The organism is Streptomyces yerevanensis (assembly GCF_000716805.1).
GTDB lineage: Bacteria > Actinomycetota > Actinomycetes > Streptomycetales > Streptomycetaceae > Streptomyces > Streptomyces flaveus.
Genome location: NZ_JNWJ01000004.1, coordinates 252,966 through 273,299, shown reverse-complemented (window position 1 = coordinate 273,299; position 20,334 = coordinate 252,966). Strand labels below are relative to the sequence as shown.

12 protein-coding genes, 1 tRNA gene and 1 rRNA gene are annotated in these 20,334 nt (G+C 68.4%); 11 read left to right on the top strand and 3 right to left on the bottom strand.

Annotated elements, in window-relative coordinates:
- The 3 genes from rrf to OP79_RS06135 all read left to right on the top strand — a co-directional run.
- A 5S ribosomal RNA gene (gene rrf, locus OP79_RS50350) occupies positions 1-90 on the top strand; the annotation flags it as partial.
- A gap of 114 nt (positions 91-204) precedes the next feature.
- Positions 205-867: a DegT/DnrJ/EryC1/StrS family aminotransferase gene (locus OP79_RS06140; RefSeq protein ID WP_033318933.1), complete on the top strand. Its 663-nt coding sequence runs from the start codon at positions 205-207 to the stop codon at positions 865-867.
- Between the two features lie 91 nt (positions 868-958).
- A tRNA-Thr gene (locus tag OP79_RS06135) sits at positions 959-1,031 on the top strand.
- Between the two features lie 71 nt (positions 1,032-1,102).
- On the opposite strand, the gene OP79_RS06130 is transcribed toward OP79_RS06135, so the two are convergent.
- Entirely contained in the window at positions 1,103-3,853 is a 2,751-nt protein-coding gene (locus OP79_RS06130) for a SpoIIE family protein phosphatase (protein ID WP_078491632.1), read from the bottom strand.
- A 301-nt stretch (positions 3,854-4,154) separates the two neighbouring features.
- Here OP79_RS06130 and OP79_RS06125 point away from each other — a divergent pair, with 301 nt between their 5' ends.
- The 8 genes from OP79_RS06125 (at position 4,155) to OP79_RS06090 (ending at position 18,051) form a co-directional block, all read left to right on the top strand.
- Complete coding sequence (locus OP79_RS06125; RefSeq protein WP_106972298.1) at positions 4,155-9,644, top strand: HAMP domain-containing protein; 5,490 nt, start codon at positions 4,155-4,157, stop codon at positions 9,642-9,644.
- A gap of 277 nt (positions 9,645-9,921) precedes the next feature.
- Positions 9,922-10,602 carry a response regulator gene (locus OP79_RS06120; RefSeq protein WP_033318930.1) on the top strand — a complete coding sequence of 227 codons (681 nt, stop codon included), beginning with the start codon at positions 9,922-9,924 and terminating at the stop codon, positions 10,600-10,602.
- A gap of 246 nt (positions 10,603-10,848) precedes the next feature.
- Positions 10,849-13,614 (top strand): DNA translocase FtsK, encoded by a 2,766-nt coding sequence (locus OP79_RS06115; RefSeq protein WP_051744437.1) that lies wholly within the window; start codon positions 10,849-10,851, stop codon positions 13,612-13,614.
- Positions 13,615-13,884: 270 nt separating this feature from the next.
- Positions 13,885-14,724 carry a helix-turn-helix domain-containing protein gene (locus OP79_RS06110; protein ID WP_033318928.1) on the top strand — a complete coding sequence of 280 codons (840 nt, stop codon included), beginning with the start codon at positions 13,885-13,887 and terminating at the stop codon, positions 14,722-14,724.
- Between the two features lie 97 nt (positions 14,725-14,821).
- Positions 14,822-16,294 carry a 30S ribosomal protein S12 methylthiotransferase RimO gene (gene rimO, locus OP79_RS06105; RefSeq protein ID WP_033318927.1) on the top strand — a complete coding sequence of 491 codons (1,473 nt, stop codon included), beginning with the start codon at positions 14,822-14,824 and terminating at the stop codon, positions 16,292-16,294.
- Complete coding sequence (pgsA, locus tag OP79_RS06100; protein WP_033318926.1) at positions 16,291-17,022, top strand: CDP-diacylglycerol--glycerol-3-phosphate 3-phosphatidyltransferase; 732 nt, start codon at positions 16,291-16,293, stop codon at positions 17,020-17,022. Before rimO ends, pgsA begins: the two co-directional genes overlap by 4 nt.
- Positions 17,022-17,567 carry a CinA family protein gene (locus OP79_RS06095; protein ID WP_033318925.1) on the top strand — a complete coding sequence of 182 codons (546 nt, stop codon included), beginning with the start codon at positions 17,022-17,024 and terminating at the stop codon, positions 17,565-17,567. Before pgsA ends, OP79_RS06095 begins: the two co-directional genes overlap by 1 nt.
- 109 nt (positions 17,568-17,676) lie before the next feature.
- The gene (locus tag OP79_RS06090) at positions 17,677-18,051 is read left to right on the top strand and encodes a helix-turn-helix domain-containing protein (RefSeq protein ID WP_033318924.1); all 375 of its coding nucleotides are present in this window, start codon (positions 17,677-17,679) and stop codon (positions 18,049-18,051) included.
- Positions 18,052-18,660: 609 nt separating this feature from the next.
- Here OP79_RS06090 and OP79_RS06085 read toward each other — a convergent pair.
- Together OP79_RS06085 and OP79_RS06080 are read right to left on the bottom strand one after the other, a co-directional pair.
- Positions 18,661-19,425 carry an SDR family NAD(P)-dependent oxidoreductase gene (locus OP79_RS06085; protein WP_033318923.1) on the bottom strand — a complete coding sequence of 255 codons (765 nt, stop codon included), beginning with the start codon at positions 19,423-19,425 and terminating at the stop codon, positions 18,661-18,663.
- 32 nt (positions 19,426-19,457) lie between these two features.
- Positions 19,458-20,330 carry an Fpg/Nei family DNA glycosylase gene (locus OP79_RS06080; protein WP_033318922.1) on the bottom strand — a complete coding sequence of 291 codons (873 nt, stop codon included), beginning with the start codon at positions 20,328-20,330 and terminating at the stop codon, positions 19,458-19,460.
- Positions 20,331-20,334: the final 4 nt, after the last annotated feature.

Sequence of the window (20,334 nt, the reverse complement as noted above, 5' to 3'; positions counted from 1 at the left end):
CCCGGTTACATTCCGAACCCGGAAGCTAAGCCTCACAGCGCCGATGGTACTGCAGGGGGGACCCTGTGGGAGAGTAGGACACCGCCGAACAAACATTGAAAGAGCTGGTCCCCGAACTTCGGTTCGGGGACCAGCTCTTTTTTGTTGTGCGTCACTTGGAGTTCACGTTGCGCGATAAGCATCCCGAGTATGGGGACTGTAGGAATGCTCAGGGCCGCGGGCGTCGGACTTGGTGACGAGGTCATCGTGCCGGCGTTCGGAAACGTCGAGGTCGCCGAGGCCGTGAGCCTGACTGGTGCGATGCCGGTGTTCGCCGACATCGACCCGGCCACATACTGCCTTGATGTCGCCGCTGTCGCCGCTGTCGTCGGGCCGCGGACGGTGGCTGTCGTCGCCGTGCACCGCTTCGGTCAGCCCGCTGACCTCGCGGGGCTGCGGCGCGTTGGGCAGCGGCATGGTCTCCTGGTGCTGGAGCAGAGCGAGTCGAAGGCGCCGTACGACGAGGTCGAGCAGCGCAGGGCTCATGCCGCGTATCTGGACAGGCGGTTGAGTGGGGTGCGGACGCCGGAGGGCGGTATCGGGCATACGTACCAGCAGTACGTCGTGCGGGTGCCGGGCAATGGGCGGCCGGACCGGGACGCTTTCACACGGGCAGTGCGGGCCAGGGGAGTTGAGTGCTGGGTGCCGGTGAAGACGCCTGTGCACCGGATGCCCGGGTTCCGGCGGGATGTGTATCTGCCGGAGACTGAGCGCGCCGCGGACGAGACGCTGGCGCTGCCCGTGGACGCTGCTTTGACGAAGCGTGAGATGCATCGGATCGTGTCCGCGTGCAACGCGCTCGGTGGGTTGTTGCAGCCTGCCTTTTAGTCGAGCGCGGTGTCGAACAGGGTTGGGGGCACTCTGCTGTTCGGGGTATGATCTGTGCCGTTGCCGCGAGGAAAACCCGAAAGCGCGACAGGCCCCTATAGCTCAGTCGGTAGAGCGTCTCCATGGTAAGGAGAAGGTCAACGGTTCGATTCCGTTTGGGGGCTCCGAGAGAAATGGCCTCCGCCCGATCGGGCGGAGGCCATTTTCGTGTTGCGGGACTGCAGTGCGTCAGTTCTTAGTCCTTGTGGAGGCCCGGAACGCGCATGGCCAGGATGGCCATGTCGTCGGACGGGGCGTCGGAGGCGAAGCGTTCGACCGCGCGCATGATGCGGGCGGCGACCGCGCCGGCGGTCAGGCCCGTGCAGGTGGTGAGGACATCCGTGAGGCCGTCGTCGCCCAACATGCGTGTGCCTTCGCGGCGTTCCGTTACACCGTCCGTCACGCACAGGAGGACATCGCCCGGATCGAGCGTCACCGTCTGCTCGTACAGTTCGAGATCGTCCATGACGCCGAGGAGGGGCTGTGGTTCGGCGGCCGGTTCGACCGTGCCGTCCTGGCGCAGGCGCAGGGGGAGCGGATGGCCGGCGCAGACGATCTTCAGGACGGCGCTGCCGTCTTCCTGGGGCCACAACTCGCCATACAGGAGGGTCAGGAAGCGGCTGCGGGCGCCCTCGTCGAGGATCGCGGAGTTGAGGCGTTCCAGGACGGCCGGGCCGCCGAAACCCTCGCGGGCGAGGAGCCGGAGAGCATGGCGGGCCAGGCCCGTGACCGCGGCCGCCTCCGGGCCCGTACCGCAGACGTCGCCGATGGCGAAGCCGTATGCGCCGTCGCGGATCGGGAAGACGTCGTAGAAGTCGCCGCCGACTTCGTTGCCCTCGCCCGCCGCGCGGTAGATGACCTCGACCTCCACGCCCTCGATGACCGGGAGTTCGGGCGGCAGGAGGCTGCGCTGGAGGGACTGGCTGATGGCCATGCGCTCGGAGTACAGGCGGGAGTTGTCCAGGGCCAGGGCGGCCCGTCGGGAGAGGTCCTCGGCGAGTTCCAGGATCTCCTGGCGGAAGTGTTCGTCCGTCGGCTTGCCGAGCGTCAGCATGCCGATGACGCGGTTGCGTGCCACCAGGGGGAGTACGACCGTCTCGCCGCCGACCGCCGAGGCCGTGGCGAGGGTCGTGCCGATGCCGGAGCTGACCGTCGCGGGCTCGCCGCGGCCCAGGCTGCGCATGGAGGTGCGCAGGGCCGCCTCGTGGGCTGCCTCGGCCGGGGCCGACCAGACGCGGGCGCCGGGGGTCGGGACCGGGTCCGGTGGGGCGATCTTGGAGAGGAGGGCCTTGAGGCCGTCGATGCGCTCCTCGTCCTCATGCAGGACGTACGAGAGATACGGGTCCGAGGCCTGGTCGGCAATCGTGTAGACGGCACACCAGGTGGCCAGGGTCGGGACCGTCATCTGTGCCATGAGGGCCAGCGTCTGATCACGGTCCAGGGTGCCCGCGAGGAGGTCGGAGGCCTCTACGAGGAAGGACAGCGAGCCCCGGCGCAGACGCTCCAGCTCGCCCAGTCGGGCCGATTCGACGGCGAGCGCGATGCGGTCGGCGGCGAACTGGAGGCGCAGGGCCTCTTCGTTCGAATACCGCGCGGGGGACTCGGCCGCGACGCCGAGCGAGCCCGTGAGACGGCCCTCGACCTTCAGCGGGACCGTGACGACCGATCGCATGCCCGTGCCGCTCAGCAGCGGTACGGCGCCCGGGACGGCCGTGAGGTCGTCGTGGACGGCCGGCATCCGGGCCGAGCCGTAGCGGCCGGGGCCCGCCTCCACGGGGACGCGAGCGAAGCGCTGGCGGGCGGAGGGGAGCCCGGTGGAGGCGCGTACCTCCAGCTCGGTCTCGTCGTCGGTGGCCAGCAGCAGGAAGGCGGAGTCGCCGTCGAGCATGTCGCGGGCGCGCTCCACGGTGCGCTGGAGAAGACCGTCGAGGTCGTCCGGGGCCGGGGAGCCGATGAAGACCTCAAAGGGGTCGGTGGCCTGGCCGCCTTCGGAGTGTGTCGCCGAGTCCGCGGCGGGTACGCGCAGGGGAGTCTGCAGGACGGCGCGCTCGTGATCGCGTACAAGCAGACAGACCGTGGAGGGCTCGCCGCCGGTGTCGCGGACGCGCAGATGCGAGGCGTACACGGGTGTCACGCGGCCGTTGGCGCCGCGGAGGCCGTAACTGCCCTCCCAGCGCGAGAGTTGGAGGGCCTCGGCGATGCCGGTGCTGGTGCCGGGGGTGTGCGGCCAGGCCGCGAGGTCGGTCAGGGGCTTGCCGATGACCTGCTCCGCCGCGTACCCGAAGAGTTCTTCCGCGTCCTCGCTCCAGGCGGAGATGGCGCCGACGCGGTCGATCTGGACGACGGCGACGCGTACGCGGCCGTCGGCGAGGGGCAGGAGGTCGGCGGGCAGCGAGGGGCCGGCGGTGCGGGTGCCCACCGGGCGGTCCGGGAGGTCGAGTTGGAACCAGACCTGCTTGTGGGTGGGCGTGTACTCGACTCCCCAGCAGGCGGCCAGGGCCGCGCACAGCTGGAGGCCGCGGCCTCCTTCGCGGTCGGGGCTGCCCATGTTGACGGCCGCCGCCTGGAGTGGAATCTCTCGTTCCGGGTAGCGGTCCGCTACTTCGATGCGTACACCGTCTTCGGTGCGCAGACACAGGACATCGGCGGACGTGCCCGCGTGTACCACGGCGTTGGTGACGAGTTCGCTGGTGAGGACCACGGCGTCGTCGACGATGTCAGCGAAGCCCCAGCCCTGGAGGGTGTCACGGACAAAGGACCGAGCGGTCGCGACGGACCGTCCGACGGGGTCGAAGCTGGCGGCCGCGCGAGCGGTGATCACAGCACTCCTTGTCCGGGTTTCTTCGGGCAGGGCTTCGTGGCCGATTCGCCCCTGCCGTGGCAGATGACGGTTGCCGGTCTGTCCGGGATCCTGGGGCTGTCCCCCAGGATGTACTCCGGTGGTCATGGTGAGGCCGCCCCTCCGATGCCTGCCCGCTTGTGCTCGTGCCACCGCCCAGGCCGGACGGACCGGCGTGGCTGGACAGCCGCATGCAAGGTTACTTACCTTCGCCGTCCATGCGGATGCCGGTCACCACAGTGTTTCCGTCCGGGAGGGTGTGTGCGGACGATGTGCGAAGCTGCCGAACTGTTATGGCCTGGTTCAGCCACGGTGAAACACTGGGCAAGCTTCAAGAGATGGTCCAAACACGCAGAGCACTACCCGAACACCCCGAGCAGTAACGGTCGACCCTTGCGGGAGGGACACAGTGGAGTCTGGCGCAGCGACGCGGGGCACTAAAGCGCGCGCGAAAGGCGGAGAGTCCCTGAGTAACCGGCGCAAACCGCGCAACGGGACCACCGAGGTGGACACCGCGGCGCTGAACAGACTGCTCGTGGCGCTGGAGGCGATGCGGGACGGGAACTTCCGCAAGCGCCTGACGGTGTCCGGCGACGGCGTTATGTCCGAAATTGCGGCTGTTTTCAACGAGGTGGCCGACCGCAATCTGCATCTGACGGGCGAACTCTCGCGCGTACGGCGCATGGTCGGCCGCGAGGGCAAGCTCACGGAGCGTCTGGAGACGGGCGTCTGCGAGGGGTCCTGGGCCTCGGCGATCGACGCGTCCAACGCGCTGGTCGACGACCTCGTACGCCCCGTCTCCGAGGTCGGCCGGGTGCTGTCCGCGGTGGCCGAGGGCGACCTGTCGCCGCGCATGGAGCTGCGGGCGCAAGCGCCGGACGGCAACGGGCATCCGCTGCGCGGGGAGTTCCTGAAGGTCGGGCGCACGGTCAACAACCTGGTCGACCAGCTGTCCACGTTCACCGACGAGGTCACGCGGGTGGCCAGCGAGGTGGGCACGGAGGGCAAGCTGGGTGGCCAGGCCCGGGTGCGCGGAATGTCCGGTTCGTGGAAGGACCTCACGGATTCGGTCAACACGATGGCGTACCGGCTGACGGCGCAGGTGCGGGACATCGCGCTCGTGACGACGGCGGTCGCCAAGGGTGATCTGTCCCGGAAGGTCACGGTTCATGTGGCCGGCGAGATGCTGGAGCTCAAGAACACCGTCAACACGATGGTGGATCAGCTCTCCTCTTTCTCCTCCGAGGTGACGCGAGTCGCGCGCGAGGTCGGCACGGAGGGCGAGCTCGGCGGCCAGGCACAGGTGCCGGGTGTGGCCGGTGTGTGGAAGGACCTCACCGATTCGGTGAATCTTATGGCCGGCAATCTGACGTCCCAGGTGCGCGGGATCGCGCAGGTGACGACGGCGGTGGCCAACGGCGATCTGTCGCAGAAGGTGACTGTTTCGGCACGGGGTGAGATGGCGCAGCTCGCCGAGACGATCAACCAGATGACCGAGACGCTGCGTACGTTCGCGGACGAGGTGACCAGGGTCGCCAACGAGGTCGGCGGCGAAGGGCGGCTCGGCGGTCAGGCGAATGTGCCGGGTGCGGCGGGAACGTGGAAGGACCTCACCGATTCGGTGAACACGGTCTTCCGGAACATCACCACCCAGGTGCGGGACATCGCCTCGGTGACGACGGCGGTGGCCAGCGGTGACCTGTCGCAGAAGGTCACCGTCGATGTGGCCGGCGAGATGCTGGAGATGAAGAACACCGTCAACACGATGGTGGACCAGCTGTCGTCCTTCGGTGACGAAGTCACGCGGGTGGCGCGGGAGATCGGTGTCGAGGGCGAGCTGGGCGGCCAGGCGGCGGTGCCGGGCGCGGCCGGTACCTGGAAGGACCTGACGGACTCCGTCAACACCGCGTTCCGGAACCTCACCGGTCAGGTGCGCAACATCGCGCAGGTGACGACGGCGGTGGCCAACGGCGATCTGTCGCAGAAGGTCACCGTGGACGTCTCCGGCGAGATGCTGGAGCTGAAGAACACCGTCAACACGATGGTGGACCAGCTGTCGACCTTCGCCGACCAGGTGACGCGCATGGCGCGTGACGTGGGTACGGAGGGCCGGCTCGGCGGTCAGGCGCGCGTGGACGGCGTCAGCGGCACATGGAAGGACCTCACCGACTCCGTCAACTTCATGGCGGGCAACCTGACGTCCCAGGTGCGGCAGATCGCCCAGGTGACGACGGCGGTGGCCCGGGGCGACCTGTCGCAGAAGATCGAGGTCGACGCGCGCGGCGAGATCCTCGAGCTGAAGAACACCATCAACACCATGGTCGATCAGCTCAGCGCCTTCGCCGAGCAGGTGACCCGGGTGGCCCGCGAGGTGGGCACGGACGGCCGGCTCGGCGGTCAGGCGCAGGTGCCAGGCGTCGCCGGTGTGTGGCGCGACCTGACCGACTCCGTGAACGGCATGGCGGGCAACCTCACCTCTCAGGTGCGAAACATCGCGCAGGTCGCGACCGCGGTGGCCCGGGGCGACCTGTCGCAGAAGATCGACGTGGACGCGCGCGGCGAGATCCTGGAGCTGAAGAACACCCTCAACACGATGGTGGATCAGCTGTCGAACTTCGCCGAGCAGGTGACCCGGGTGGCCCGCGAGGTGGGTACGGAGGGCATTCTCGGCGGCCAGGCGGAGGTACAGGGTGTCTCCGGCACCTGGAAGGACCTCACGCAGTCCGTGAACTTCATGGCGAACAACCTCACCATCCAGGTGCGGCAGATCGCCGAGGTCACCACGGCGGTCGCCAAGGGCGACCTGTCCAAGAAGATCACCGTCGACGCGAAGGGCGAGATCCTCGAACTCGTCACCACCGTCAACACGATGGTGGATCAGCTGTCGAACTTCGCCGAGCAGGTGACGCGGGTGGCCCGTGAGGTGGGCACCGACGGCAACCTCGGCGGTCAGGCGCGTGTGCCCGGTGTGACGGGCATCTGGAAGGACCTGAGCGACAACGTCAACGTGATGGCCAACAACCTGACCGGCCAGGTGCGCAACATCTCCCAGGTCGCGACGGCGGTGGCCAACGGTGACCTCACCAAGAAGGTCACGGTCGAGGCGAGCGGCGAGATCGCCCAGCTCGCGGACACCGTCAACACGATGGTGCGGACGCTGAGTGCGTTCGCCGACCAGGTGACGCGGGTGGCCCGTGAGGTGGGCACGGACGGCATCCTCGGCGGTCAGGCGCATGTCCCGGGGGTCGCCGGTACGTGGAAGGACCTCACCGAGTCCGTGAACGGCATGGCGTCCAACCTGACGGGCCAGGTGCGCAACATCGCGATGGTCACCACGGCCATCGCGAAGGGCGACCTGACCAAGAAGATCGACATCGACGCGCGCGGCGAGATCCTGGAACTCAAGACCACCATCAACACGATGGTCGACCAACTCTCGTCCTTCGCCGAAGAGGTCACCCGCGTCGCCCGAGAGGTGGGCACCGAGGGGCAGTTGGGCGGCCAGGCGCGCGTACGCGACGTCGACGGCACCTGGCGCGACCTCACCGAGTCGGTGAACGAGATGGCCGGGAACCTGACCCGGCAGGTACGGGCCATCGCGCGCGTGGCGACCGCGGTGACCCGTGGCGACCTCAACCTGAAGATCGACGTGGACGCCTCCGGCGAGATCCAGGAACTCCAGGACTACGTCAACAAGATGATCGCCAACCTGCGCGACACCACCATCGCCAACGAGGAACAGGACTGGCTGAAGGGCAACCTGGCCCGCATCTCCGGTCTGATGCAGGGCCGCCGCGACCTCGCCGACGTGGCCTCGCTCATCATGAGCGAGCTGACTCCGGTGGTCTCGGCGCAGCACGGCGCGTTCTTCCTGGCGATGCCCCTGGACGACGGCAAGGATGTGGGCGCCGCGGGCGACGACTCGTACGAACTGCGCATGCTCGGGCACTACGGCTACTCCATGGGGTCCATGCCGACGTCGTTCCGGCCCGGAGAGACGCTGATCGGGACGGCCGCCAAGGAGAGGCGGACGATCCTCGTCGACAATGTGCCGCCCGGCTATCTGAAGATCGCCTCCGGGCTCGGTGAGGCGCCTCCGGCGCATGTCATCGTGCTGCCGGTGCTCTTCGAAGGGACCGTTCTGGGAGTGATCGAGCTGGCGTCGTTCCATTCGTTCACGCAGATCCAGAAGGACTTCCTCAACCAGATCGCCGAGATGATCGCGACGAGCGTCAACACGATCGCCGTGAACACCAAGACCGAGGTGCTGCTCAAGCAGTCGCAGGAGCTGACCGAGCAACTGCGGGAGCGGTCGGCCGAGTTGGAGAACCGGCAGAAGGCCCTCCAGGCGTCCAACGCCGAACTGGAGGAGAAAGCCGAGCTGTTGGCCCGGCAGAACCGCGACATCGAGGTCAAGAACACGGAGATCGAGGAGGCGCGGCAGGTCCTGGAGGAGCGCGCCGAGCAACTCGCGGTCTCCATGCGCTACAAGAGCGAGTTCCTCGCCAACATGTCGCACGAGCTGCGTACGCCGCTCAACTCGCTGCTCATCCTCGCCAAGCTGCTCGCCGACAACGCGGACTCCAACCTCACTCCGAAGCAGGTCGAGTTCGCCGAGACGATCCACGGAGCCGGCTCCGACCTGCTCCAGTTGATCAACGACATCCTCGACCTGTCCAAGGTCGAGGCGGGCAAGATGGACGTATCGCCGACGCGCATCGCGCTGGTCCAACTCGTCGACTACGTAGAGGCCACTTTCCGTCCGCTGACGGCAGAGAAGGGCCTCGATTTCTCCGTACGCATCTCTCCGGAACTGCCCGCCACGCTGCACACGGACGAGCAGCGGCTCCTCCAGGTGCTGCGCAACCTGCTCTCCAACGCGGTGAAGTTCACCGACTCCGGAGCGGTCGAACTCGTCATCCGTCCGGCCGGCGCGGACGTGCCCGTCGCCATCCGGGAGCAGCTCCTGGAGGCGGGTTCGCTGCGGGACGCGGACGCCGATCTGATCGCGTTCTCCGTGACCGACACCGGTATCGGTATCGCGGCCAGCAAAATGCGGGTGATCTTCGAGGCGTTCAAGCAGGCGGACGGCACGACGAGCAGGAAGTACGGCGGTACGGGACTGGGGCTGTCGATCTCGCGAGAGATCGCGCGGCTGCTGGGCGGCGAGATCCATGCGCAGAGCGAGCCTGGACGGGGCTCCACGTTCACGCTGTATTTGCCACTGCACGCGAGCGAACTGCCGCCGCAGGGCTACCCGCAGCTCGCGGCGCCGGCGATGGACAACGGAGCGCTCGCACTGCCCGCGGAGGCCGAGGACAGGACCCCTGTGGAGACGCCCGCCGAGGTCAAGTCGTACCAGGAGACCCAGAACGGGGCCGCCGCGCTCTTCAGGCGGCGCCGCAGGTCGTTGCCCTCGGCCGGGCAGCGGCCCACGCTGTCGGGGCAGCAGGGCCAGATCCAGGAGCCCTGGGGCGCGCGCGGTGAGGAGGCGTCCGCCCAGCCGCGGGGCGACTTCCGCTTCGAGGGCGAGAAGGTGCTGATCGTCGACGACGACATCCGCAATGTGTTCGCGCTCACCAGCGTCCTGGAGCAGCACGGCCTGTCGGTGCTGTACGCCGAGAACGGCCGCGAGGGCATCGAGGTCCTGGAGCAGCACGACGACCTCACGGTCGTCCTGATGGACATCATGATGCCCGAGATGGACGGGTACGCGACCACGACGGCGATCCGTCGGATGCCCCAGTTCGCCGGCCTGCCGATCATCGCCCTCACCGCGAAGGCGATGAAGGGCGACCGCGAGAAGGCGATCGAGTCGGGGGCTTCCGACTATGTGACGAAGCCGGTCGATCCCGATCATCTGCTCGAGGTGATGGACCGATGGATGCGCGAACGGTGACCGAATCGGGTCCCCCTGTTCAAGTGATCAGAGAGCGTGGGGGACCTGGGCGCGCGGAGCTGCTGACTGACTGTGCCCGGCGCTGTGTAGAAACCCGGGATTCGGGGAACCTTCTGGTCTCCTGCCGCGTTTCTGCTACGTGCACAGTGACATCGCGGTGACAGGGTGTGGCGACAGGCGGGGTGCGGCTACCATGACCGGCACAAGGACGGGCGGCGTAAGGGAGTCGTCCCCTGGGGCGGCGCCCGGTGCATTGCCGGGGCGAGGAGGACGGGCCATGGTGCAGAAGGCCAAGATCCTCCTGGTCGATGACCGGCCGGAGAATCTGCTGGCGCTGGAGGCCATCCTCTCTGCGCTCGATCAGACACTGGTTCGGGCATCGTCCGGGGAGGAAGCGCTCAAAGCACTGCTCACGGACGATTTCGCGGTCATTCTGCTGGATGTCCAGATGCCGGGCATGGACGGTTTCGAGACCGCCGCGCACATCAAGCGGCGGGAGAGGACCCGGGACATCCCGATCATCTTCCTCACCGCCATCAACCACGGTCCGCACCACACCTTCCGGGGATACGCGGCGGGAGCGGTGGACTACATCTCCAAGCCGTTCGACCCGTGGGTGCTGCGGGCGAAGGTCTCCGTGTTCGTCGAGCTCTACATGAAGAACTGCCAACTCCGGGAGCAGGCGGCGCTGTTGCGGCTCCAGCTGGAGGGCGGTGGCGGCAAGAGTACGGAGTCCAAAGAACCGGCCGGACTGCTCGCCGAACTCTCCGCGCGGCTCGCGGCCGTCGAGGAGCAGGCCGAGGCGCTCTCCAAGCAGCTCGACGACGACTCGGCGGATGCGGCGGCGGTGGCGACCGCGGCTCATCTCGAGCGCAAACTCACGGGACTGCGCAGGGCGCTGGACGCGCTGGAGCCGGGCACGGGGAACGGCGCGGCTTCGCTGCCTTCGCAGAACTGAGTTTGCACAACTGCGGGAATTTCGCGTCGCTTTGCCCTTGCTCGCGTATGAGCTGATGGCCTGCGGGTGAGTTGGCTGCCTGCCTGGGAGCTGAGCTGAACGGCGCTGCTCTGCGGCGTCCTTCACCCGGCAAGTTCCGTACGGCGGTTGAGGCCCCGTCAGCTTGGCGCCTCGACGGAGGTGACACGAACGGGTGAAGCAGAGGCATACGTGTCCGCAGTGGTCTCCACCGGTAACCTCGCACCCATGGCCTCACGTCAGCCCGCAGCCAAGAAGTCGACCGCGAAGAAGGCGGCCGCTCCGAAGAAGGCTGCGGCGAAGAAGGCCCCCGCGAAGAAAGCCCCGGCCAAGAAGGCTCCGGCCAAGAAGGCTCCTGCGAAGAAGGCCGCGGCCAGGAAAGCCGCCCCGCCCAAGCCGGCACCCAACCCCACCGGGGGCGTGTTCAAACTCGTACGCGCCCTCTGGCTCGGTCTCGCGCACGCCGTCGGCGCCGTGTTCCGAGGCATAGGGCGGGGCGCGAAGGGGCTCGACCCGGCGCATCGAAAGGACGGACTCGCCCTGCTGCTGCTCGGCCTCGCCCTGATTGTCGCTGCGGGCACCTGGTCCAACCTCCGCGGCCCTGTCGGCGACCTCGTCGAGCTGCTGGTGACCGGCGCCTTCGGCCGCCTCGACCTGCTCGTTCCGCTCCTGCTCGCGGTGATCGCGGTACGACTCATCCGGCACCCCGAGAAACCCGAGGCCAACGGACGTATCGTCATCGGGCTGTCCGCGCTCGTCATCGGTGTACTGGGTCAGGTCCACATCGCCTGCGGGGCGCCCGCGCGCAGCGACGGCATGCAGGCGGTACGGGACGCCGGCGGGCTCATCGGCTGGGGCGCGGCGACGCCGCTGACGTACATGATGGGCCAGATCCTGGCCGTACCGCTCCTCGTGCTGCTCACCGTTTTCGGGCTCCTGGTCGTCACGGCGACCCCCGTCAACGCCATCCCGCAGAGGCTGCGGCTGCTCGGCACCAAGCTCGGCCTCGTACAGCCGCAGACGGCCGAGGACGGCTTCAGCGAGGACGACGAGCGCTACGACGACCAGTGGCGCGAGGCGCTGCCCGCGCGCTCCCGAAAGCGCCGCTCCGCGCCTCGGGCGTCCGAGGAGTACGACCCGGACAGTGCCGAGCAGGAGGCGCTCTCCAAGCGCCGGAGCCGCTCCAGGCGGCCCGCTGCGCAGCAACCCGCCGCAGACCGGCAGATGGACGCGGTGGACGTTGCCGCGGCGGCTGCGGCGGCGCTCGACGGTGCCGTGATGCACGGGATGCCGCCCTCGTCGCTCGTGGCCGATCTGACGCAGGGCGTCGGGGCGGACCGCGGTGAGCGCGAGGACACGGGGGGTGGGCACCAGACGACGCCGGTGCCGGCCGCGCGCAGCAAGGGCGGCAAGCCCAAGCAGGAGATGCTGAAGGCCGAGGTCGCCGACCTGACCAAGGCGCCCCCTCAGGAGCCGCGCGAACTCCCGCAGCGCGCCGAACAGCTCCAGCTCTCCGGTGACATCACGTACTCCCTGCCGTCGCTCGACCTCCTGGAGCGCGGCGGCCCCGGCAAGGCGCGCAGCGCCGCCAACGACGCCATCGTCGAGTCGCTCACCACCGTCTTCACCGAGTTCAAGGTCGACGCCTCCGTCACCGGCTTCACGCGCGGCCCGACGGTCACGCGGTACGAGGTCGAGCTCGGCCCCGCCGTGAAGGTCGAGCGCATCACGGCTCTCACCAAGAACATCGCGTATGCCGTCGCCAGCCCGGATGTGCGGATCATCAGCCCGATCCCGGGCAAGTCGGCGGTCGGCATCGAGATCCCCAACACCGACCGCGAGATGGTCAACCTGGGCGACGTACTGCGGCTGGCCGACGCGGCCGAGGACGACCATCCGATGCTGGTCGCGCTCGGCAAGGACGTCGAGGGCGGCTATGTGATGGCCAACCTCGCGAAGATGCCGCACGTGCTGGTGGCCGGAGCGACTGGTTCCGGTAAGTCGTCCTGCATCAACTGCCTGATCACGTCGGTCATGGTCAGGGCGACTCCCGAGGACGTCCGCATGGTGCTCGTCGACCCCAAGCGCGTCGAACTCACCGCGTACGAAGGCATTCCGCACCTGATCACGCCGATCATCACCAACCCGAAGCGGGCCGCCGAGGCGCTGCAGTGGGTCGTACGGGAGATGGATCTGCGCTACGACGACCTCGCGGCGTTCGGCTTCCGGCACATCGACGACTTCAACGCGGCCATCAGGAACGGCAAGGTCAAGCTGCCAGAGGGCAGTGAGCGCGAGCTCAGCCCGTACCCGTATCTGCTGGTGATCGTCGATGAGCTCGCCGACCTGATGATGGTCGCCCCCAGGGACGTCGAAGACGCCATCGTGCGCATCACGCAGCTCGCGCGCGCGGCCGGCATCCATCTCGTCCTCGCCACCCAGCGGCCCTCCGTGGACGTCGTCACCGGTCTGATCAAGGCGAACGTGCCGTCCCGGCTCGCCTTCGCCACCTCCTCGCTCGCCGACAGCCGCGTCATCCTCGACCAGCCCGGCGCCGAGAAGCTGATCGGCAAGGGCGACGGGCTCTTCCTGCCGATGGGCGCGAACAAGCCGACCCGTATGCAGGGCGCGTTCGTGACCGAGGACGAGGTCGCGGCGGTCGTGCAGCACTGCAAGGACCAGATGGCGCCGGTCTTCAGGGACGACGTCGTGGTCGGCACCAAGCAGAAGAAGGAGATCGACGAGGACATCGGCGACGACCTCGACCTGCTGTGCCAGGCGGCCGAACTCGTCGTCTCCACGCAGTTCGGATCCACCTCGATGCTCCAGCGCAAGCTGCGCGTCGGATTCGCCAAGGCCGGGCGGCTGATGGACCTCATGGAGTCCCGCAACATCGTCGGGCCGAGCGAGGGTTCCAAAGCTCGTGATGTTCTTGTGAAACCTGACGAGCTGGACGGAGTGCTCGCGGTGATCCGTGGGGAGGCTCAACCGTAAGGAATCACCGTCAGGAATCGGTGCGGGCCGGGTACCTGTACGAGTGGGTCGACGATGCGCGAACGTGACTCATCCGTAAAGAAGCGGCGAGCAACCGTTTCCCTTCGGCGCACGTCAAGTTGAGGGGAGGGACAGGTACGTGTCCCACCATCAGGATGTCCGGCCATTCCGATGGCGTACAAAGTGATACCGCCCGGTTGCCCCACCCTTTCGTACCCCCCATAGACTGAACCTCCAGCACAGGTGGCTACACGCTCGAAAGGCGCCCCCGTGTCCATCGGCAACTCCCCTGAGGACAACACCCCTGAGGACGAGCGTCCCTTCGAAGAAGACGACCGTCCCTCGATCGGCACTGCGCTGCGACAGGCACGTATCGACGCAGGGCTGACCGTCGACGATGTCAGTAACGCCACCCGGGTCCGCATCGCCATCGTGCAAGCGATCGAGCAGGACGACTTCGCTCCCTGCGGCGGAGATGTCTACGCACGCGGCCACATCCGGACCCTGGCACGCGCCGTGCACATCGATCCGGATCCGCTGCTCGCGCAGTTCGCCGCCGAGCACGGCGGGCGTCCGGCGCCGACGCCGGCGGCACCGCTGTTCGAGGCGGAGCGGATCCGTCCGGAGCGCCAGCGGCCCAACTGGACCGCGGCCATGGTCGCCGCGATCGTCGCCGTGATTGGTTTTGTCGGGTTCACGCTGGTCAACGGCGACGACGGAGCCGATGCGAAGACACAGGTCGCCGAGGGTTCCACGCCCGCCGCCACCAAGTCCCCCGACCGCAAGCCGGACAAGACCGCCGACCCCACGCCTGACGCTGAGGACAGCGCCATCGCGGCGGCGCCGCAGGACAAGGTGACCGTCCGGGTGACCGCCCCCGAGGGGCGCAGCTGGATCTCGGCCCACGACCACAACGGCCGACGACTGTTCGACGGCTTCCTGGAACAGGGCGACTCCAAGACCTTCCAGGACAAGGAGAAGATCGACCTCGTCCTGGGTGACGCGGGTGCGCTCCAGCTGTACGTGAACGGCAAGAAGATCGACGACGAGTTCCGCCCGGGAGGCGTCGAGCGCCTGACGTACACGAAGGGCGACCCCGAGGTCGGCTGAGCGGTACGGCATTCACGGGCAGGCGGGCACGGGGTTGGCCAAGATCGGCCAACCCCGTCGACGTGGGCTGTCAGTGGGACGAAGTAGTCTTGAGCCCATGCCTGAACGCCGTACCGTCGCACTTGTCACTCTTGGCTGCGCTCGTAACGAGGTGGACTCGGAGGAGCTCGCAGGCCGCTTGGAGGCGGACGGCTGGCATCTCGTGAAGGACGCCGAGGAAGCGGACGTCGCCGTCGTGAACACGTGCGGCTTCGTCGAAGCCGCCAAGAAGGACTCCGTCGACGCGCTCCTGGAGGCGAACGACCTCAAGGGGCACGGCAGAACCCAGGCCGTCGTCGCCGTCGGCTGCATGGCCGAGCGGTACGGCAAGGAACTCGCCGAGGCACTGCCCGAGGCCGACGGCGTGCTGGGCTTCGACGACTACGCGGACATCTCCGACCGGCTCCAGACGATCCTGAACGGCGGGATCCACGCCGCGCACACACCGCGGGACCGCCGCAAGCTGCTGCCGATCAGCCCCGCCGAGCGGCAGGAGTCGGCGGCCGAGGTCGCGCTTCCCGGGCACGGCCCGGCCGATCTTCCCGAGGGGCTCGCTCCGTCCTCGGGCCCCCGTGCGCCCCTGCGGCGCCGTCTCGACGGCTCTCCGGTCGCCTCGGTGAAGCTGGCCTCCGGCTGCGACCGGCGCTGCTCCTTCTGCGCCATCCCGTCCTTCCGAGGCTCCTTCATCTCGCGGCGGCCGTCCGACGTCCTGGGCGAGACGCGCTGGCTGGCCGAGCAAGGTGTCAAGGAGATCATGCTGGTCTCCGAGAACAACACTTCGTACGGCAAGGACCTGGGCGACATCAGGCTCCTGGAGACGCTGCTGCCCGAGCTCGCCGATGTCGACGGGATCGAGCGGGTGCGGGTCAGCTATCTGCAGCCCGCCGAGATGCGGCCCGGGCTCATCGACGTACTGACCTCGACGCCGAAGATCGCGCCCTACTTCGACCTGTCCTTCCAGCACTCCGCTCCCGGTGTGCTGCGCGCGATGCGGCGCTTCGGAGACACCGACCGGTTCCTGGAGCTGCTCGACACGATCCGCGCCAAGGCCCCGCAGGCGGGCGTGCGGTCCAACTTCATCGTGGGCTTCCCCGGCGAGAGCGCGGACGACCTGGCCGAGCTGGAGCGGTTCCTGAACGGCGCGCGGCTGGACGCGATCGGCGTCTTCGGGTACTCCGACGAGGAGGGCACGGAGGCGGCGACGTACGAGAACAAGCTGGACGAGGACGTCGTCGCCGAGCGGCTTGCCCGCATCTCGCGGCTCGCGGAGGAGCTGGTCTCGCAGCGGGCCGAGGAGCGCCTCGGCGAGAGTGTGGAGGTGCTCGTCGAGTCGCTCGACGCCGCCGAGGGTGCGACCGGCCGTGCGGCGCACCAGGCGCCGGAGACCGACGGCCAGGTGCTGTTCACGAGCGGCGAAGGCCTGACGGTCGGTCGTATGGTCGAGGCGAAGGTGGTCGGTACGGAAGGCGTCGACCTGGTGGCCGAGCCGCTCCTGGGCTCGCTCGCAGGTCCTGAGGAGGCTGCCAGATGACGGGAGTCCCGGCATCCGCGGCGGGCGGCCCCGGCGCGCCGGGCACGCGTGGTGCTGCCGCCGGCGCTACCGGTACGGGCGCTTCCGGTGCTCAGGGCTCGAAGTCGTCGCGCGGCGGGAAGCTGAGCGCCGTGGCCGTCAATCAGGCCAGCGTCTGGAATGTCGCGAACCTTCTGACCATGCTCCGTCTCGTGCTCGTGCCGGGCTTCGTCGCGCTGATGCTGGCCGACGGCGGATACGACCCGGTCTGGCGGGCCTGGGCCTGGGCCGCCTTCGCGGTTGCCATGATCACCGACATCTTCGACGGTCACCTGGCGCGTACGTACAACCTCGTCACCGACTTCGGGAAGATCGCCGACCCGATCGCCGACAAGGCGATCATGGGGGCCGCGCTGATCTGTCTGTCCTCGCTCGGCGATCTGCCGTGGTGGGTGACGGGTGTCATCCTCGGGCGGGAACTCGGAATTACCCTGCTGCGTTTCCTGGTTATCCGCTACGGCGTCATTCCGGCGAGCCGCGGCGGCAAGATGAAGACGCTCGCCCAGGGCACGGCGGTCGGGATGTACGTCCTGGTGCTGACGGGGCCATTGGCCACCCTGAGGTTCTGGGTGATGGCTGTGGCGGTCGCCCTGACCGTGGTGACCGGGCTCGACTATGTGAGACAAGCCATTGTGCTGCGACGCCAGGGTCTCGACGAGCGGAAAGCCGCGGCAAAGGAGGCGGAATAATGGCTTCCCAAGCTGCTGAAGTGCTGAGACTACTGACAGTGAAGGGTGAGACGCTGGCTGTCGCCGAGTCGCTGACGGGTGGTCTGGTGGCAGCGGCGATCACCGCGGCGCCAGGGGCCTCCAAGGCCTTCCGCGGCTCCGTGACCTCGTACGCCACCGAGGTGAAGCGGGATGTACTCGGCGTCGACGCCACCCTGCTGGAACAGCGTGGGGCGGTGGATCCGCAGGTCGCGGCACAGATGGCGGCCGGTGTGCGCAAGGTGCTCGGCGCGGACTGGGGCATCGCGACCACCGGTGTCGCGGGACCCGAAAGCCAGGACGGGCAGCCGGTCGGCACGGTTTTCATTGCCGTCGACGGTCCTTCCACGGAGATCGGCAGCGGTTTTGGTGGCGGGAAAGTGGCGGCGCTGCGGTTGAACGGCGGCCGGACGGAAATCCGTATGGAGAGTGTACGGAGCGTGCTCGGGCTTCTCCTGGAGGAGCTCGAGCACGAACACATGGGAAATGAGCGGGCACAGGATACGGAACAGAACGGGGGGAATTGATGTTTGCAGCCCTGAGTGAACACGACATCGCTCCCCGCACGGCCGCCGCGCAAGGCGGTACGGTGGGGCGAGAAGGATGCGGCTACACGGCCCGAGGAGGGAGCCACCGATGATTCTGCTCCGTCGCCTGCTTGGTGACGTGCTGCGTCGGCAGCGCCAGCGCCAGGGCCGTACTCTGCGCGAAGTCTCCTCGTCCGCCCGAGTTTCACTCGGCTATCTCTCCGAGGTGGAGCGGGGGCAGAAGGAGGCTTCCTCCGAGCTGCTCTCCGCGATTTGCGACGCGCTGGACGTACGGATGTCCGAGCTCATGCGAGAAGTGAGTGATGAGCTTGCCCTCGCCGAGCTGGCCCGGTCGGCAGCGGTCACTGAGCCTGTGCCCACGCCAGTACGCCCGAGGCTCAATTCCGTGTCAGTGACCGGTGTGCCACCGGAACGAGTGACGATCAAGGCGCCGGCCGAGGCGGTCGACGTAGTCGCCGCCTGACGGTTGCGGGCTTGTGGTCGGTCGTGAGTTCGCCCACATGAGCTGAGAACTGTGTGAGGGCCCCGATCGGGGCCTCTCCGGGGAGACCTGGAGGGGTGCGGTCGGGGTTTTTGCGTTGCTGGAGGGTGGCTGCTGGGGCTTCTTGCGTTCCGAAGGGCGGCTGCCGGAGCATTCGTGTTTCGATTTCATCACTTTTGCACCGTTTGCCGGTGTGTCCTGAGGCGGCGATGGTGGAGGGGTCGTAGGCGCCCGAAGCGGAGCGACGGTGCCTTTGGTGTGGTGGCGCGCCGGGTGTGCCTCGTGAGAATTGATGCGCCCTGCCGGTGGGTGACGGTCGCTGTCTAGCGTCGGTTGGCGGGTTGGAGGTGACGCCATGGCGGGCCGGGCGGTGCGAATAGGGCGGTGGGGGCTGGCTCTGGGGGGCGGGGCGCTGTGGTGGTGGGGAGCGGGGCGATGGGCGTTTGCATCGGATGCCGGGGCGTGGGAGGGAATGGCCGTGGCCGGTGGGTGGGGGTTGAGTCTGCTTCCGGTGCACTGTGTGCCGAAGGACCGGGCCAAGGCTGACGAGAGGCTTCGGTTGCGCTTTGAGGAGTAGGCCCGGCGCTGGTGCTACCAAGGCATGGCCACGCCTCCGTTCGGGCGGAGGATCTGGCCCGTCGTGAAGGCCGAGGCGTCGCAGGCGAGATACAGGACCGCGTGCGCGATGTCCTCCGGCTCGCCGACCCGGCCCAGCGGTGACATCCGGGCCATGAACGCCTCGGTCCGCGCCTGGGTCTCGTCGTCGTTGCGGTCCGTCATGGGTGTACGGATCCAGCCCGGCGCGACCGCGTTGACGCGGATGCCGTGCGGCCCCATCTCGGTCGCCAGGGTCTTCGTCAACTGGACGACTGCCGCCTTCGCCGCCCCGTAGCAGAGCAGCCCGGGGCCTCCGGTGTCGACAGCGCCCGAGGCCATGGTGACGATGCTGCCGCGTATCCCGGACGCGATCATGGCGTGGGCCGCCTCCTGGCACGCGTACAGCACGCCCTTGAAGTTGACGCCGAGTACTCGGTCGAGGTCCTCCTCGCGAGTCTCCAGGACCGGGCTGCTGTGCATGATCCCGGCGACGGCGGCCATCACATCGAGGCGTTCACAGGCCGCGACCGCCTGGCCGAGCAGGGCGCGGTCGGTGACGTCGAGGGCGTATGTGTGGGCCACGCCGCCCTTGTCCTTGATCAGGTCCGCCGTCTCGTCGAGGCCTCGGTCATCGCGGTCCGCGCAGTGGACGACGGCTCCCGCCTCCGCGAGCAGCAGGGCACAGGCGCGGCCGATGCCACTTGCGGCGCCGGTGACAAAAGCGGTGCGTCCGGTGAGGTCGTACGCCGTGACGGGCATGCAAGGACCGTACGAGAGTTTCTGACGGATCGTCAATTAGTTGTACGGGATGGGGGCGTGGGTGGTGGGGTCGTGCGGGATGGGGATCTACGTGACGGGGAGGGCTTCGCTCCCGGGACCGGGCCCGACTGGCATGTCGGACACCAGTACGTGGGACGCTCTCGGGAGCCGTCGCCCTGGTTCGCCGCACGGATCGAGGTGCGGCAGCGCAGGCAGGGGCGGGGTGCGCGGCCGTACACGTAGAGGTTCTGGTCGCGGCGGCCCGTGGTGCTGCGGGCGGGGCGGTCGCGATTGGCTTCCAGGAGTTTCTTGGCGAGGGCGGGCAGCTGGGCGGCGCGTTCGGCGGGGAGGTCGCCTACGGGCAGCCAGGGGGTGGCCCCGAGCAGGAAGCAGAGCTCGCACTTGTAGATGTTGCCGATTCCGGCGAGGTTGCGCTGGTCCAGGAGGGCTTCGCCGAGCGGGCGGGCTGGGTCGCGCAGGAGGTTCTCCAGGGCCTTGTCGGGGTTCCAGTCCGGGCCCAGGAGGTCGGGGCCGAGGTGGCCCACGGCCCGGTGTTCGTCGGTGCTGCGGAGCAGTTCCAGTACGGGGAGCCGGTAGCCGACGGCTGTGTGCTCTGCGGTGCCGAGGATCACACGGATCTGGTGACCGGGGCCGCCGCTCCAGCGCTCGCCGGGTGCGTACACCCTCCAGGAGCCGTCCATTCGCAGGTGCGTGTGCAACGTCAGCCCGCCCTCGATACGGGTGAGCAGGTGCTTTCCGCGTGGGGTGACGTCCAGGACGGTGCGTCCGGTGAGGTCGGCCGTGGCGTACTTGGGCACCCGAAGGTCGGAGCGGGTGAGCACGCGGCCCGCGAGGGCGGTGTGCAGGCGCCGGGCGGTCTGCCAGACGGTGTCTCCTTCGGGCATGGGG

Coding starts and splice junctions, on each gene's coding strand:
- pgsA (WP_033318926.1), top strand. CDS start 16,291: ATGACGGGAGTCCCGGCATCCGCGGCGGGCGGCCCCGGCGCGCCGGGC.
- OP79_RS06095 (WP_033318925.1), top strand. CDS start 17,022: ATGGCTTCCCAAGCTGCTGAAGTGCTGAGACTACTGACAGTGAAGGGT.
- OP79_RS06080 (WP_033318922.1), bottom strand. CDS start 20,330: ATGCCCGAAGGAGACACCGTCTGGCAGACCGCCCGGCGCCTGCACACC.
- OP79_RS06085 (WP_033318923.1), bottom strand. CDS start 19,425: ATGCCCGTCACGGCGTACGACCTCACCGGACGCACCGCTTTTGTCACC.
- rimO (WP_033318927.1), top strand. CDS start 14,822: ATGCCTGAACGCCGTACCGTCGCACTTGTCACTCTTGGCTGCGCTCGT.
- OP79_RS06090 (WP_033318924.1), top strand. CDS start 17,677: ATGATTCTGCTCCGTCGCCTGCTTGGTGACGTGCTGCGTCGGCAGCGC.
- OP79_RS06140 (WP_033318933.1), top strand. CDS start 205: ATGCTCAGGGCCGCGGGCGTCGGACTTGGTGACGAGGTCATCGTGCCG.
- OP79_RS06120 (WP_033318930.1), top strand. CDS start 9,922: ATGGTGCAGAAGGCCAAGATCCTCCTGGTCGATGACCGGCCGGAGAAT.
- OP79_RS06115 (WP_051744437.1), top strand. CDS start 10,849: ATGGCCTCACGTCAGCCCGCAGCCAAGAAGTCGACCGCGAAGAAGGCG.
- OP79_RS06130 (WP_078491632.1), bottom strand. CDS start 3,853: ATGACCACCGGAGTACATCCTGGGGGACAGCCCCAGGATCCCGGACAG.